We start from the raw sequence: 13,282 nt of genomic DNA, 5'->3' as shown, positions 1-13,282 counted from the left end.
GGTCAGGAGCGGGGTACGGCGGCCCCGTCACTCGGAACCCCCGTGGGCGAGAACCGAGCGGTCGAAGCGGTCGCGGGCGAGGTAGAGCAGCGCGGCGGCGAGTGCGGCGACCCCCGCCGCCACGCCCTGCCCGGCCGCGGTGAACGGCACCGGCACCCGGCCGCCGCCGCCCGGCGCCCCGCCGGCCGCCAGCAGCAGCACGGCCCAGGCCCCGCCGGTGAGCGAGGGGGCGAGGACGGGGCCGAGCCGGGGCGTCAGCGCGAGTCCGGTCGCGGTGAGCGCGAGCGAGGGCAGCAGCCAGCCGAGCGCGCCGAGCCCGAAGCCCGGCAGGAACAGCGTGGCCAGCCCGGTCAGGCCGAGCCCGGCGACGAGCACGGCGACCGTGCGGATCATCAGCAGCCGGAAGCCGTGCAGCGGCGCGACGACCGCCATCTCGTACGTCGGGTCCAGCGCGGGCCCGTACGAGAGGGCGACCCCGGCGAGCGGCAGCAGCGGCGCCACGGCCAGGAAGAGCCGGTCCGAGTGCGCGGAGTGCGCGGTGAGCACCGACAGCGCCAGCAGCAGCGACACCGCGGTGAGCCAGGAGCGGCGCAGCACCGGGGTCGCGGCCAGCAGCCGGGCCGTGTGGTCGGCGGCCCCGAGCCGTACCAGCAGCCGCTCCAGCAGGCCAGGGCGCGGCGCGTCCAGCTCCGCGTCCAGCCGCGCCCAGCCCGCGTCCAGCGCCACCGGGTCCGCGGCCTCGGCCAGTGCCGCCCGGCAGCGCGCGCAGCCGGCGAGATGGGTGTCGGCGGACCACAGCAGCGGGGCCACCAGCTCGCCGCGCGCATAGGCCCGCAGCTCGTCCGACCCGAGATGCCAGGTCGCCCCGGCGCCTTCGGCCATGTCCCGGCTCATGCCAGCGCCTCCCGCAGTTGCTTCCGGGCGCGCATCGCCCGTGTCTTGACCGTGCCCGGGGGGATCCCGAGCAGGACGGCCGCCTCCCGCGTGGTCAGGCCGTCGACCACCGTCGCCTGGAGCACCGCCCGCAGCTCCGGGGAGAGCCGGACCAGCGCGCCCGCCAGATCCCCGTGCTCCACCCCGGCCAGCACCCGCTCCTCGGCGGACACCTCGTCCCGGTGGCGCAGCCGGGCCAGCGCCTGCCGCAGCCGGCCGCGGGCCCCGTCGCCGCGCAGCGCGTCGACCAGCCGGCGCGCCGCGATCCGCCACAGCCATCCGGCGGCGTCCGGGGCGGACCCGTCCTCGCGGTAGCGGGCCTTGCCCCGCCAGATGCCGAGGAACGTCTCCTGTACGACGTCGTCCACGAGGCCGGGGTCGGCGCAGCGGCCGCGCAGCCGCGCGGTCAGCCAGGGCGCGTACCGCCGGTACAGCTCCTCGAACGCGCGCCGGTCCCGGTCCGCCGCGATGGCCCGCAGCAGCTCCCCGTCGCTTCTCGTCTCGCTCACATCCCCTCATCGGACCGGACCGGCTGATCGGTTCACGGAACCACCGGGCAATTTCGGCTTGACTTCCGACCCCCTTCACCACCACCCTTTCACTACTCAATTAGTGAAAGGGTGGTGGAGCGGGTGGTCGAGTACCGCATCGACCGGCACAGCGGGGTCGCCACCTATATGCAGATCGTCCAGCAGACCAAGCAGGCCATCCGGCTGAACCTGCTGGTGCCGGGCGACCGGCTGCCCACGGCCCGCGAGGTCGTCGAGGCCACCGCGATCAACCCCAACACCGTCCTCAAGGCCTACCGCGAACTGGAGCGGGAGGGCCTGGTCGAGGCGCGGCGCGGACTCGGCACCTTCGTGCGCCGGACGCTGGGCACCGCCCCGGCCGACTCCCCGCTCCGCGCCGAGCTGGCGGACTGGGCCCGGCGCGCCCACGCGGCGGGCCTGGAGCGCGAGGACGTGGCCGCACTCTTCACCGCCGTACTCGACACGCACTTCCAGGGAGAACAGTCATGAGCGGCACCGCGATCGAGGCGGAAGGCCTCGGCAGGCGCTTCGGACGCCGGGGAGGCTGGGCCTTGCGCGAGTGCGCCTTCCGGCTCCCCACCGGGCGGGTGTGCGCGCTCGTCGGACCGAACGGCGCCGGCAAGTCCACCCTGCTCGCCCTCGCCGCCGGACTCCTCCCGCCCACCGAGGGCCGGCTCCGGGTGCTCGGCACGACCCCCGCCGCGGCCCGCCCCCGGGTCGGCTTCGTCGCCCAGGACAAGCCCCTGTACCCGCAGCTCACCGTCGCCGAGACGCTGCGCATGGGCGCCGACCTCAACCCGGAGCACTGGGACGCGGACCTCGCCGCGCGCGTGGTCGCCGCCGGCGACCTCGACCCCGGCGCCCGGATCCGCTCCCTCTCCGGCGGCCAGCGCACCCGCGTCGCGCTCGCCCTCGCCCTCGGCAAACGGCCCGGACTGCTGCTCCTGGACGAACCGATGGCCGACCTCGACCCGCTGGCCCGGCACGACCTCATGGGCACGCTGATGTCCCAGGCCGCCCAGTACGGCACCACCATCGTGATGTCCTCGCACGTCGTCGCCGAGCTGGAGGACTCCTGCGACCATCTGCTGCTGGTCGGCGACGGACGGATACGGCTGTCCGGGGAGATCGACGACCTGCTCGCCGCCCACCGCCGGGTCTCCGGCGCCGCCTCCGCCGACCTCGGCGCGCACACCGTGGTCGAGTCCCGGGTCACCGGCCGCCAGCTCAGCGCGCTGCTCCGTCCCACCGGACCGCTCCCCGCCGACTGGCGCACCACGGTGCCCTCGCTGGAGGAACTGGTCCTCGCCCATCTCCGCAACCCCGAGGCGCCGAGCCTCACCCAGGAGTGCGCCGCATGACCACCGCGACCATCGCCCCCGCCCGCACCGCCCCGGCCCGCCCCCGCCAGGCCCGCTGGCTGCTGCGCCTGCACCGCCCCGCCCTGTACACCTGGGCGGCCCTGGTCGTGGCCCTGGCCGCCGCGCTGCTCGCGCTGCACGGCCCGCTCGCCGACGCGGCCGCCCAGGGCTGGCGGCAGTACAACGCCTGTACGACCCCCCGCTGCCGGTACGACCAGTCGGCGATCATCCGCTACAAGGACGCCTACAACTGGCTCACCTACGCCCTGGACGCGCTGCCCCTCCTGGTCGCCGCCTGGGCGGGCGCCACGCTGACCGCCCGGGAACTGGAGACCGGCACCGCCAGGCTGGCCTGGACCCAGGCCGTCTCCCCCGCCCGCTGGCTCGCCGTACGGCTGGCCGTCCCCGCGGTCCTCGTCACCGCCGGCACCTCACTGCTGTTCTGGCTGCACCGCCTCGCCTGGGAGGCGGGCCGGGGCCGTATCGACACCCGCAAGAGCTGGTACGACATCTGGACCTTCCACGCCAACGGCCCCACCACCGCCGCCCTGGCCCTCGCCGGGCTCGCGGCCGGCGCGCTGGCGGGCCTGCTGATCCGCCGTACGCTGCCCGCGCTCGTCCTCGGCATGGCGGTCACCGTCGGTGTGCAGAGCCTCGCCCAGCAGCTGATGCCGCACCTGTGGCCCACGGTCACCGAGGTCAGCGACCTGAAGGCGGGCGGCCCCACGGGCGTGGGCATCTCCCTCGGCCAGGGCCTGGTCACCCGCACCGGCGCCCGGCTCCCGCTGCCGGACTGCTTCAGCGAGGCCCAGTGCGACGCCGCCCTGCGCCGGGCGCACGCCGTCGGCTACTTCAACACCTACCACCCCGCCTCGCACTACTGGCCGCTCCAGCTCCTCACCACCGCGCTGCTCCTCACCGCCGCCGCCCTGCTGGCGCTCGCCTCCTTCCGCGTCCTGCGCCGCCTCACCTCGTGAGCGCGGCCGGCGGCGGCCCGCACCGCCGGCCCCTCGGGAGCCGCCCCCCGCTATCCCGCACGTCATGTCGCCGTAACCAGTGATTCAGCCGGGCTTGCGACGCTCGGCCAATGAAGCCCGCCGTGCCAGAGCCTTCGCCGCCCCCCGAGGGGCCCGTGCCCAACGGGGTGGTGCCGCTGCCGCCCGCACGTTCCGACGCGCCTGTGATGCCCTCGGCGCGGAAGAATGGGTTCATGAGTCAGCAAGAAGCCCAGGCACCGGTCCCGCCCGCCCAGCCCCCCGTGGGCTCCATAGCCGCTCACCGCCCGCACACCGTGGCGGCGACCGTCTCCGACCTGGAACCCGACATCGACGCGGACCTCGACGCGTACGAGGAGTCGGCGACCGGCGGCACCCCCCTGCCGCAGGGCCGGTTCCTCGACCGGGAGCGCAGCTGGCTGGCCTTCAACGAGCGGGTGCTGGAGCTGGCCGAGGACCCGGACACCCCGCTGCTGGAGCGCGCCAACTTCCTCGCGATCTTCGCCAGCAACCTGGACGAGTTCTTCATGGTCCGGGTGGCCGGCCTGAAGCGCCGTATCGCCACCGGGGTGGCCACCCGGTCCGCCTCCGGGCTCCAGCCGCGCGAGGTCCTGGAGATGATCTGGGCCCGCTCGCGCGAGCTGATGGCCCGGCACGCCGCCTGCTACCACGAGGACGTCGCCCCCGCGCTCGCGGAGGAGGGCATCCACCTGGTCCGCTGGAACGAGCTGACCGACAAGGAGCAGGCCAGCCTGTTCACGCTGTTCCGGCACCGCATCTTCCCCGTGCTCACCCCGCTGGCCGTCGACCCGGCGCACCCCTTCCCGTACATCTCCGGCCTGTCCCTGAACCTGGCCGTGATCGTGCGGAACCCGGTCAGCGGCCACAAGCACTTCGCGCGCGTGAAGGTGCCGCCGCTGCTGTCCCGCTTCCTGGAGAGCAGCCCCGGCCGGTACGTCCCCGTCGAGGACGTCATCGCCGCTCACCTGGAAGAACTGTTCCCCGGCATGGAGGTGCTGGAGTCCCACGCCTTCCGGCTCACCCGCAACGAGGACCTGGAAGTGGAGGAGGACGACACCGAGAACCTCCTCCAGGCCCTGGAGAAGGAACTGATGCGGCGCCGCTTCGGGCCGCCGGTGCGCCTGGAGGTCGAGGAGTCCATCGACCGCGAGGTGCTGGACCTGCTGGTCCGCGAGCTGAAGATCTCCGAGGCGGAGGTCTACCCGCTGCCCGGCCCGCTGGACCTCACCGGTCTCTTCCGCATCCACAGCCTCGACCGGCCGGAACTGAAGTACCGCAAGTTCGTCGCCGGCACCCACCGCGACCTCGCCGAGGTCGAGTCCGCGTCGGCCCCCGACATCTTCGCCGCCCTGCGCGCCCGGGACGTCCTGCTGCACCACCCGTACGACAGCTTCTCCACCTCCGTGCAGGCCTTCCTGGAGCAGGCGGCGGCCGACCCGGACGTCCTCGCCATCAAGCAGACCCTGTACCGCACCTCCGGCGACTCCCCCATAGTCGACGCGCTCATCGACGCCGCCGAGTCCGGCAAGCAGGTCCTCGTGCTGGTCGAGATCAAGGCCCGCTTCGACGAGCACGCCAACATCAAGTGGGCGCGCAAGCTGGAGGAGGCCGGCTGCCACGTCGTCTACGGCCTGGTCGGCCTGAAGACCCACTGCAAGCTGTCCCTGGTGGTCCGCCAGGAGGGCGACACCCTGCGCCGCTACAGCCACGTCGGCACCGGCAACTACCACCCGAAGACCGCCCGGCTGTACGAGGACCTCGGCCTGCTCACCGCCGACCCGCAGGTCGGCGCGGACCTCTCCGACCTCTTCAACCGGCTGTCCGGCTACTCGCGCCGCGAGACCTACCGCCGGCTGCTGGTGGCCCCCAAGTCGCTGCGCGACGGCCTGGTCTCGCGGATCGACAAGGAGGTCCAGCACCACCGCGCGGGCCGCCCGGCCTTCGTCCGCATCAAGGTCAACTCGATGGTGGACGAGGCGGTCATCGACGCCCTCTACCGCGCGTCCCAGGCGGGCGTGCCGGTGGACGTCTGGGTGCGCGGCATCTGCGCGATCCGCCCCGGCGTCGCGGGCCTGTCGGAGAACATCCGGGTCCGCTCCGTCCTCGGCCGCTTCCTGGAGCACTCCCGGGTCTTCGCCTTCGGCAACGGCGGCGAGCCCGAGGTGTGGATCGGCAGCGCCGACATGATGCACCGCAACCTCGACCGCCGGATAGAGGCCCTGGTCCGGGTCGTCGACCCCGGCCACCGCGCAGCCCTCAACCGGCTGCTGGACACCGGCATGTCCGACTCCACCGCCTCCTGGCACCTCGGCCCGGACGGCGAGTGGACGCGACACGCGACCGACGCGGACGGCCAACCCCTGCGCAACGTCCAGGAGATGCTCATAGACGCCCGGAGGCGCCGGCGTGGCACAGCAACACCTTGACCCGACGGACCCCGCGGCCGGGGTGGTGACCGGGGACGCCCTCGCGGCGTATCTGCGCACCCAGGCCACGGAGTTCCTCCGCGCGCTGCGCCTGCACCGGGAGACCGGCGGCGGCGCGGCCGGCGGCACGGAGGACACCGTCGACGCGGCTCTGCTGCTGCGCCGCTCGGCCCGTCGTATCAGCGCCAGCCTGCACACCTTCCGCACCCTCCTCGACCCCGACTGGGCCGAGGAGATGCGGCCCGAACTGGCCTGGGTCTCCGGCACCCTGGCCCTGGAACACGCCTACGAGTCCCGCCTGGAGCGGCTGCTGCTGGCGCTGCACCGGCTGTCGGGGGCGACGGTGTTCCCGGCCCAGGCGATGGCGGACGGCCGCCCCGGAGGAGCCCCAGCGATGGCCGACGGCCGGGCCGGAGGCGCCTCGGCCAAAGCTGCGGGCGCCTCGGCCACGGCTGCGGGCGCCTCGGCCACGGCCGCGCGGGCACTGGACACCGCCGCCGGCCCGGCCCGCGCCACGGCGGCCCCGGAGCGCGGCAACCTCACCGTGGGCGCGGCGAAGGCGGGCGCCCTCCTGGACCGCCAGCTCACCCTCGCCCGGACCAGGGCGCACTCCACGGCCCTCCAGGCCCTGGGCTCCAGCCGCTTCCACGCCGTGGCCGACAAGGTGGCCTTACTCGCCAGCGAGGTGCCGCTCACCGCCGGCGCCTCCGACACCGGCCTGCACCCCCTCGCCAAGGCCGCCGAGGAACGCCTCACGGACGCCGTCGTCGCCCTGCCCCTGGTCACCGCCGGCCACCCCTACAACGCGGAGGCCCTGGTCCACGGCCTGTCCCCGGACCCGTCCCCGCACCCCCAGGACGGCCCCTGGCACCAGGTCCGCCTGCTGCTGCGCCTGCACCGGTACGCCCAGGAGGTGCTGCACGGCGGCAACACCCCGGTGGACGTGCGGCTGCTGACCGCAGGCCGGGCCCTGAACCGGCACCGGGACGCCTCGGAGGCGGCGGCCGCGGCGGCCCAGGCGGCCCGCACCCCACGGATCGCCCCGGCGACGGCCTACGCCCTCGGTGTCCTCCACGCCGACCAGCGGCACGAGGTCGAAGCCGCCAGGTTCGCCTTCCAGCAGGCCTGGCAGAAGCAGACGGTCGGTACTCCCTAGACAGGAGGCGGTGTGAACGACACCCCGGTCCGGGCGGCGGGCTGCGTCCTGTGGCGCCGCTCGCCCCTCACCGGCGAGCTGGAGATCTGCCTGGTCCACCGGCCCAAGTACGACGATTGGTCGCATCCGAAGGGCAAGCTCAAGCGGGGCGAGGACGCGCTCGCGGGCGCCCTGCGCGAGGTCGCCGAGGAGACCGGCTACACGGCGCGGCCCGGCCCCGAGCTGCCCACCCTGCACTATCTGGCGGGCGGCCGCCCGAAGCAGGTGCGGTACTGGGCGGCCGAGGCGGTCTCCGGCCACTTCACGCCGAACGCCGAGGTCGACCGGGTCCGCTGGCTCTCCCCGGACGAGGCCCGTGCCCGCCTCACCCAGCCCCGCGACCGGGACCTGGTGGACGCCTTTCACAGCTCGGCGGCGTGATGCTCCGCGTCCGTACGCGCCTGGCTGCGGGCTCTGCGGGCGGGGCCGCGCCAGCCGCAGCTGCACCGGGCCACACAGAAACGGCCCTGTTCCATCGTCGAGGTGAGGTGCTCCTGCCCCTGTCGGACCCGCTCCGGCCCGTCCTCCTGCGCCACCCCGACAACGTTACCCACCCGAGGTAAAAGGCTCGTACGGTCGTATGCCTTTTGCGCCTCTGCCCGTACCGACGGCGCGTGACGGCACCCCCTACCGGTCGTTAACCGGTCGACAGGTGGGCCCGTGACGGACGTACCCGGCTGGGGGTAGGCAGGCGATGGATCGGCGGCAGCGGTGGCGCGCGGGCAGGACGGTCCTCGCCATGGGGATCGTGCTCGGCCTCGGATCGGGCACCTCGGGCTGTGCCGGCAGCGGCGCCGCCGCCGAGGCCGCCAAGGGCGCCGGCGACCCGGTGACCCTGCTGCACCGGGCGGCCGACAACCTCGCCGGGGCGGGCACGTCGAAGGCCACCACCTCCATGGAGATGGCCACCGGCGGCACCCGGGTCACCATCCGCGGCAAGGGCGTCTACGACTACCGGCACCACCTCGGCCGGCTCACCGTCGTCCTGCCCGAGGACCCGGCCGGCGCCCCGGAACACCGGCCCATCACCGAACTGCTGGCGCCGGGCGCGCTGTTCATGAAGAACCGCGGCGCCGGGGTGCCGGCCGACAAGTGGGTGCGGGTGGACACCGCCGGCCTCTCCGACGGCAACCTGGTCACCGGCGGCGCGACCGACCCGTACACGGCGGCGGAGGTGCTGCGCGGGACGCGCGAGGCGACGTACCTGGGCACGACCGAGGTCGCCGGGACCGCCGTACGGCACTACCGGGGCACAGCGGACCTGGCCCGCGCCGCCCGGTCCGCGGGCCCGCCCGACCGGGCGGCGCTCGCCGCCGCGGCGAAAGGGTTCGCCACGACCGAGGTGCCGTTCGACGCCTATCTGGACGACCAGGGCCGGATCCGCAAGCTCAGACAGCGCTTCAGCTTCGTCAACGGCCGGCAGAAGACGCCCGTGGCGGTCGCCTCGACGACCCTGCTGTACGACTTCGGCAGCCCTGCCGACGTACGGCTTCCGGCCGGCCGGGACATCTACGCGGGCCGGATCGCGGAGGACGGTGGAGAGGAGGGGGAAAGGGGCGGTGCCGGGGGCCGCGACTAGTCCGTGCCGCCACCCCCTACTAGCCCGTCCGTGCCATGCGCGGTGTGTAGGGGGCTCCCTACCCTAGGAAGCGGTGACGGCAGAGAAGAGGTGAGACGGGTGGCTCCGGTCGGCGGCACGGCGGTTCAGGACCACGTGGCCCTCGCCGAGATCGAGCTGTGCGGAGAGCTGATCATCGCGGCCTCGGCCGCCGAGGACCGGCTCAGCCTGGAGAGCATCGACCAGGTGCTCCGCGTCTCGGAGGACCGCCCCGCCCCCCAGCAGCCGGTTTCAGCCACCCGCTGACGGCCGCGGCTCAGGTGCGCAGCAGCCGCCCGATCGCCTTGGTCGCCTCTTCCACCTTCGCCTCGATCTCGTCCCCGCCCTTCAGCGCCGCGTCGGCGACACAGTGCCGCAGATGCTCCTCCAGCAGCTGGAGGGCGAACGACTGGAGCGCCTTGGTGGAGGCGGAGACCTGGGTGAGTATGTCGATGCAGTAGGTGTCCTCGTCCACCATGCGCTGCAACCCGCGGATCTGCCCCTCGATCCGGCGCAGCCGCTTGAGGTGCTCGTCCTTCTGCTTGTGGTAGCCGTGCGTGGTGGCGTGCGTGGCGCCGGCCTCGGTCGTCGTCATCGCGGGCCTCCGTCCAGGGACGAGCAATTGTGAACACATACCCCCATTGGGTATATGGTAACCAACTTCGCGGGGTAGGGACCCCTTGGTACGCCCCCGTGCTGATCACTGTGCCTGATGGGCGACACTGGGGGACGGCCCATTAGCCGTGGCCGGATGATGCGCCTAGCATCAGCCTGACCGAAACCGAAGCACCCCGAGGACCACACGTGCGCTTTCGTCTGACCCCCAGGGAGACGAGCTTCTACGACATGTTCGCCGCATCCGCGGACAACATCGTCACGGGCTCGAAACTCCTGATGGAACTGCTCGGGGCGGACTCGTCCGCCCGGGCCGAGATCGCAGAGCGTATGCGGGCCGCGGAACACGCAGGTGACGACGCCACGCATGCGATCTTCCACCAGCTGAACTCCTCGTTCATCACGCCGTTCGACCGCGAGGACATCTACGCCCTCGCCGGTTCCCTGGACGACATCATGGACTTCATGGAGGAGGCCGTCGACCTCGTCGTCCTCTACAACGTCGAGGAGCTGCCGAAGGGCGTCGAGCAGCAGATCGAGGTCCTCGCGCGCGCGGCCGAGCTGACCGCGGAGGCGATGCCCAACCTCCGCACGATGGACAACCTGACCGAGTACTGGATCGAGGTCAACCGCCTCGAGAACCAGGCCGACCAGATCCACCGCAAGCTGCTGGCCCACCTCTTCAACGGCAAGTACGACGCGATCGAGGTGCTCAAGCTCAAGCAGATCGTGGACGTCCTGGAAGAGGCGGCGGACGCGTTCGAGCACGTGGCGAACACGGTGGAGACCATCGCCGTCAAGGAGTCCTGAGGCGTCGATGGCCACCCTCGCCCTGGTCGTGACCATCGCGGTCGCGCTCCTCTTCACGTACACCAACGGCTTCCACGACTCGGCCAACGCGATCGCGACGTCCGTGTCGACCCGCGCCCTCACCCCGCGCGCCGCCCTTGCCATGGCGGCCGTGATGAACCTGGCCGGCGCCTTCCTCGGCTCCGGGGTCGCCAAGACGGTCAGCGAGGGCCTGATCGAGTCGCCCTCCGGCTCCACCGGCATGGGCATCCTCTTCGCCGCCCTCGTCGGCGCCATCGCGTGGAACCTGGTCACCTGGTACTACGGCCTGCCGTCCTCCTCCTCCCACGCGCTGTTCGGCGGCCTGGTGGGCGCGGCCCTGGCGGGCGGTACGGCGGTCCACTGGAACGGCGTCGTCGACAAGATCATCATCCCGATGATCCTGTCCCCCGTGGTCGGCCTGATCATCGGCTATCTGGCAATGCTGGCGATCATGTGGCTGTTCCGCCGCGCCAACCCGCACAAGGCCAAGCGGGGCTTCCGCATAGCGCAGACGGTGTCGGCGGCCGGCATGGCCCTCGGTCACGGCCTCCAGGACGCCCAGAAGACGATGGGTGTCGTGGTGATGGCCCTGGTGATCTCCGGCCACACCACCTTCGGCGCCCCGATCCCGGTCTGGGTGAAGATCGTCTCGGCGGTCATGCTGTCGCTCGGCACCTACGCCGGCGGCTGGCGCATCATGCGCACCCTCGGCCGCAAGATCATCGAGCTGGATCCCCCGCAGGGCTTCGCCGCGGAGGCCACCGGCGCGTCGATCATGTTCGGTACGGCGTTCCTCTTCAAGGCGCCGATCTCCACCACCCATGTCATCACCTCGGCGATCATGGGCGTCGGCGCGACCAAGCGGGTCAACGCGGTCCGCTGGGGCGTGGCCAAGAACATCGTCCTGGGCTGGTTCATCACCATGCCGGCAGCAGCCCTGGTGGCAGCCGCGGCCTTCGGCATCCTCAAACTGACGGTGCTGTAACGCCTCTCCCACACACCTGACCCACCCGCCCCGCCCCCCATCAGGCCGGAGGCGGGTGGGCTGTTTTATGGGCCCCGGCCGTCACTCCCCGTACTGCGGATACCAGGTGTGCCTCGACGCGACCTGCTCGGCACTCAGCTCCGGCACCGCGAGATCACCGGTGACCAGCACATCCTGGTTGCACTGTTCCGCCTGCGACGGTCGGCGCCGAAGCGGGGCGGGGGCTGCACCTCGTACAGGAATGCGCCGACGCGTGGGGCGGGTGGCCGCTCGGTGACAGCCCGTTGGATCGGAGGGCGGGAAGCTGCTGTGGTTCGAGGTGGGTGGGCAGCAGGCCGCAAGAGCACGGCCCACCCTGGACTGACAACGCAGGCTGGTCAGTGCACCAGCAGGTCGATCACCCCCGTCAGATCCTCCTCGCCGCTGCCCTCGGCCAGGCGGCGGCGCATCAGGGCGAAGTAGGGGGTGAGCAGGTGCGGGCTGACGCCCTGTTCCTCGGCGGTGGTCAGGAAGGTCGGTGTGCCGGCCACCTGCATCGCGAGGTTGGAGACGACGCCCTCGGTGTAGTCGCCGCTGCGCAGATGGGCGGCGGTCTGGTGGACCGACGGGGCCATCGCGACGAGCCAGTCGGCCAGCAGGGGGGCAAGGGACGCCGGGTCGATGTTCTCCTTGCGGATCAGGGCGAAGGCGTGTGCGGCCCCCGCGAACATGCCGTACATGGCGCTGAGCAGGGCCACGTCGTGCAGGGCAGCGAAGCCCGCGTCCTCGCCGACGTAGGTGGTGCCGGCCGGGACGGCCAGGGTCTCCTGGTGGTGCTCGAAGAGCTGCCGGGAGCCGCTGTAGAAGACGTAGCCGCCGGCTTCGGGGACGCCGATCATCGGAGGGACGGCCATGATGCCGCCGTCCAGGTAGCGGGCGCCGCGCGCGTGGGCCCACGCGGCCCGGGCGCGGGCCTGGGCGGGGGTGCCGGTGGTCAGGTTGACCACGTCCTTGCCGGCCAGGTCGGTGTCGGCCAGCACCTCGTCGACCGAGGTGTCGTCCAGGAGACAGACGACGATCAGGGTGTTCGCTGCGACTGCCTCGGCGGCGTCGTCCGCCACCCGTGCGCCCTCGGCGGCGAGTGCCGCGGCGCGGGCCGGGGTGCGGTTCCAGACGGTGAGCGGGTGGCCGGCGGCAAGCCAGGTGCGGGCCAGCGCGGTGCCCATCGCGCCGAGGCCCAGCACAGTGACGGGAGTCTTCTCAACAGGGTTGCGGGTCATGCCGATTAGGCTCGTCACAGGGCCGGGGGTGATCAAGTACGCACTTGGTTGTGGGTGGTTACCCCGGGGTGAGCGAGCACGTCGGAAGGGTGGGGGCATGACGACGCTGAACCGGCCGAGCACGCCGGACGGACACGTCTGCGGGATCGACGCCGCGATGGAGGTGATCGGCGGCAAGTGGAAGGTGCTGATCCTCTGGGCGCTCCACGAGCACCCCCGCCGCCGCTTCGGCGAGCTGCGTCGGCTGCTTCCGGGGATCACCGAGAAGGTGCTGGCCTCCCACCTGCGTGAGCTGGAGGCGGACGGCGTCGTGCACCGCGTCTCCTACGACGAGGTGCCGCCCCGCGTCGAGTACTCCCTGACCGCGGACGGGATGCGCCTCAACGACGCACTCGAGCCGCTGGCCGCGTGGGGACGCGAGCGCAGGGAACGCGCATAACGCAAGGGGCCCGCCCCCGGGAGTCAGGGGCGGGCCCTCTTGCGACCTCGCGGTGGCACCGCCATGCAGCACCGCGAGGGGTATCGGGGTCCGGC

General features: G+C 72.8%; 16 protein-coding genes. 11 read left to right on the top strand and 5 right to left on the bottom strand.

Annotated features, from left to right (window positions below; all coding sequences use genetic code 11):
• Positions 1–27: 27 nt before the first annotated feature.
• Positions 28–894, bottom strand: a complete 867-nt coding sequence (locus tag ACWCV9_RS28840; protein ID WP_450790869.1) for a zf-HC2 domain-containing protein — start codon at positions 892–894, stop codon at positions 28–30.
• Positions 891–1,442, bottom strand: coding sequence for an RNA polymerase sigma factor (locus ACWCV9_RS28835; RefSeq protein ID WP_385845514.1), 552 nt, complete (start codon positions 1,440–1,442; stop codon positions 891–893). The genes ACWCV9_RS28840 and ACWCV9_RS28835 overlap by 4 nt, the downstream gene beginning before the upstream one ends.
• Before the next feature lie 123 nt (positions 1,443–1,565).
• Between ACWCV9_RS28835 and ACWCV9_RS28830 the strand changes: the two genes are divergently transcribed.
• The 6 genes from ACWCV9_RS28830 to ACWCV9_RS28805 all read left to right on the top strand — a co-directional run bounded on the left by ACWCV9_RS28830 (position 1,566) and on the right by ACWCV9_RS28805 (position 7,842).
• On the top strand, positions 1,566–1,952 hold the full coding sequence (locus tag ACWCV9_RS28830; RefSeq protein ID WP_450791100.1) for a GntR family transcriptional regulator: 387 nt from the start codon (positions 1,566–1,568) through the stop codon (positions 1,950–1,952).
• On the top strand, positions 1,949–2,824 hold the full coding sequence (locus ACWCV9_RS28825) for an ABC transporter ATP-binding protein (RefSeq protein WP_450790868.1): 876 nt from the start codon (positions 1,949–1,951) through the stop codon (positions 2,822–2,824). The genes ACWCV9_RS28830 and ACWCV9_RS28825 overlap by 4 nt, the downstream gene beginning before the upstream one ends.
• Complete coding sequence (locus tag ACWCV9_RS28820; protein ID WP_450790866.1) at positions 2,821–3,801, top strand: ABC transporter permease; 981 nt, start codon at positions 2,821–2,823, stop codon at positions 3,799–3,801. Before ACWCV9_RS28825 ends, ACWCV9_RS28820 begins: the two co-directional genes overlap by 4 nt.
• Positions 3,802–3,911: 110 nt before the next feature.
• Positions 3,912–6,266, top strand: a complete 2,355-nt coding sequence (locus tag ACWCV9_RS28815) for an RNA degradosome polyphosphate kinase (RefSeq protein WP_450790865.1) — start codon at positions 3,912–3,914, stop codon at positions 6,264–6,266.
• Positions 6,247–7,422 carry a CHAD domain-containing protein gene (locus ACWCV9_RS28810; protein WP_450790863.1) on the top strand — a complete coding sequence of 392 codons (1,176 nt, stop codon included), beginning with the start codon at positions 6,247–6,249 and terminating at the stop codon, positions 7,420–7,422. Before ACWCV9_RS28815 ends, ACWCV9_RS28810 begins: the two co-directional genes overlap by 20 nt.
• A gap of 12 nt (positions 7,423–7,434) precedes the next feature.
• A complete protein-coding gene (locus ACWCV9_RS28805) occupies positions 7,435–7,842 on the top strand; it encodes an NUDIX hydrolase (RefSeq protein WP_450790861.1) in 408 nt (135 codons plus the stop codon).
• Here the strand turns inward: ACWCV9_RS28805 and ACWCV9_RS28800 are convergent.
• Positions 7,824–7,997, bottom strand: a complete 174-nt coding sequence (locus ACWCV9_RS28800; protein WP_385845508.1) for a hypothetical protein — start codon at positions 7,995–7,997, stop codon at positions 7,824–7,826. The genes ACWCV9_RS28805 and ACWCV9_RS28800 overlap by 19 nt on opposite strands.
• A 158-nt stretch (positions 7,998–8,155) precedes the next feature.
• On the opposite strand from ACWCV9_RS28800, the gene ACWCV9_RS28795 reads away from it, so the two are divergent.
• Together ACWCV9_RS28795 and ACWCV9_RS28790 are read left to right on the top strand one after the other, a co-directional pair.
• On the top strand, positions 8,156–9,040 hold the full coding sequence (locus tag ACWCV9_RS28795) for a hypothetical protein (RefSeq protein ID WP_450790859.1): 885 nt from the start codon (positions 8,156–8,158) through the stop codon (positions 9,038–9,040).
• A 90-nt stretch (positions 9,041–9,130) separates the two neighbouring features.
• Complete coding sequence (locus tag ACWCV9_RS28790) at positions 9,131–9,325, top strand: hypothetical protein (RefSeq protein WP_450790858.1); 195 nt, start codon at positions 9,131–9,133, stop codon at positions 9,323–9,325.
• Between the two features lie 10 nt (positions 9,326–9,335).
• On the opposite strand, the gene ACWCV9_RS28785 is transcribed toward ACWCV9_RS28790, so the two are convergent.
• Positions 9,336–9,653 (bottom strand): metal-sensitive transcriptional regulator, encoded by a 318-nt coding sequence (locus ACWCV9_RS28785; protein ID WP_385845505.1) that lies wholly within the window; start codon positions 9,651–9,653, stop codon positions 9,336–9,338.
• 209 nt (positions 9,654–9,862) lie between these two features.
• On the opposite strand from ACWCV9_RS28785, the gene ACWCV9_RS28780 reads away from it, so the two are divergent.
• A complete protein-coding gene (locus ACWCV9_RS28780; RefSeq protein WP_015493282.1) occupies positions 9,863–10,483 on the top strand; it encodes a DUF47 domain-containing protein in 621 nt (206 codons plus the stop codon).
• 7 nt (positions 10,484–10,490) lie between these two features.
• Complete coding sequence (locus ACWCV9_RS28775; protein WP_385845504.1) at positions 10,491–11,489, top strand: inorganic phosphate transporter; 999 nt, start codon at positions 10,491–10,493, stop codon at positions 11,487–11,489.
• A gap of 377 nt (positions 11,490–11,866) precedes the next feature.
• Here ACWCV9_RS28775 and ACWCV9_RS28770 read toward each other — a convergent pair whose 3' ends face one another.
• On the bottom strand, positions 11,867–12,748 hold the full coding sequence (locus tag ACWCV9_RS28770; RefSeq protein ID WP_450790855.1) for an NAD(P)-dependent oxidoreductase: 882 nt from the start codon (positions 12,746–12,748) through the stop codon (positions 11,867–11,869).
• Between the two features lie 97 nt (positions 12,749–12,845).
• On the opposite strand from ACWCV9_RS28770, the gene ACWCV9_RS28765 reads away from it, so the two are divergent.
• Positions 12,846–13,187, top strand: a complete 342-nt coding sequence (locus tag ACWCV9_RS28765) for a winged helix-turn-helix transcriptional regulator (protein ID WP_450790853.1) — start codon at positions 12,846–12,848, stop codon at positions 13,185–13,187.
• Positions 13,188–13,282 lie beyond the last annotated feature (95 nt).

Source organism: Streptomyces sp. NPDC001606, from assembly GCF_053596835.1.
This window is presented reverse-complemented; position numbering and strand designations above follow the sequence as displayed.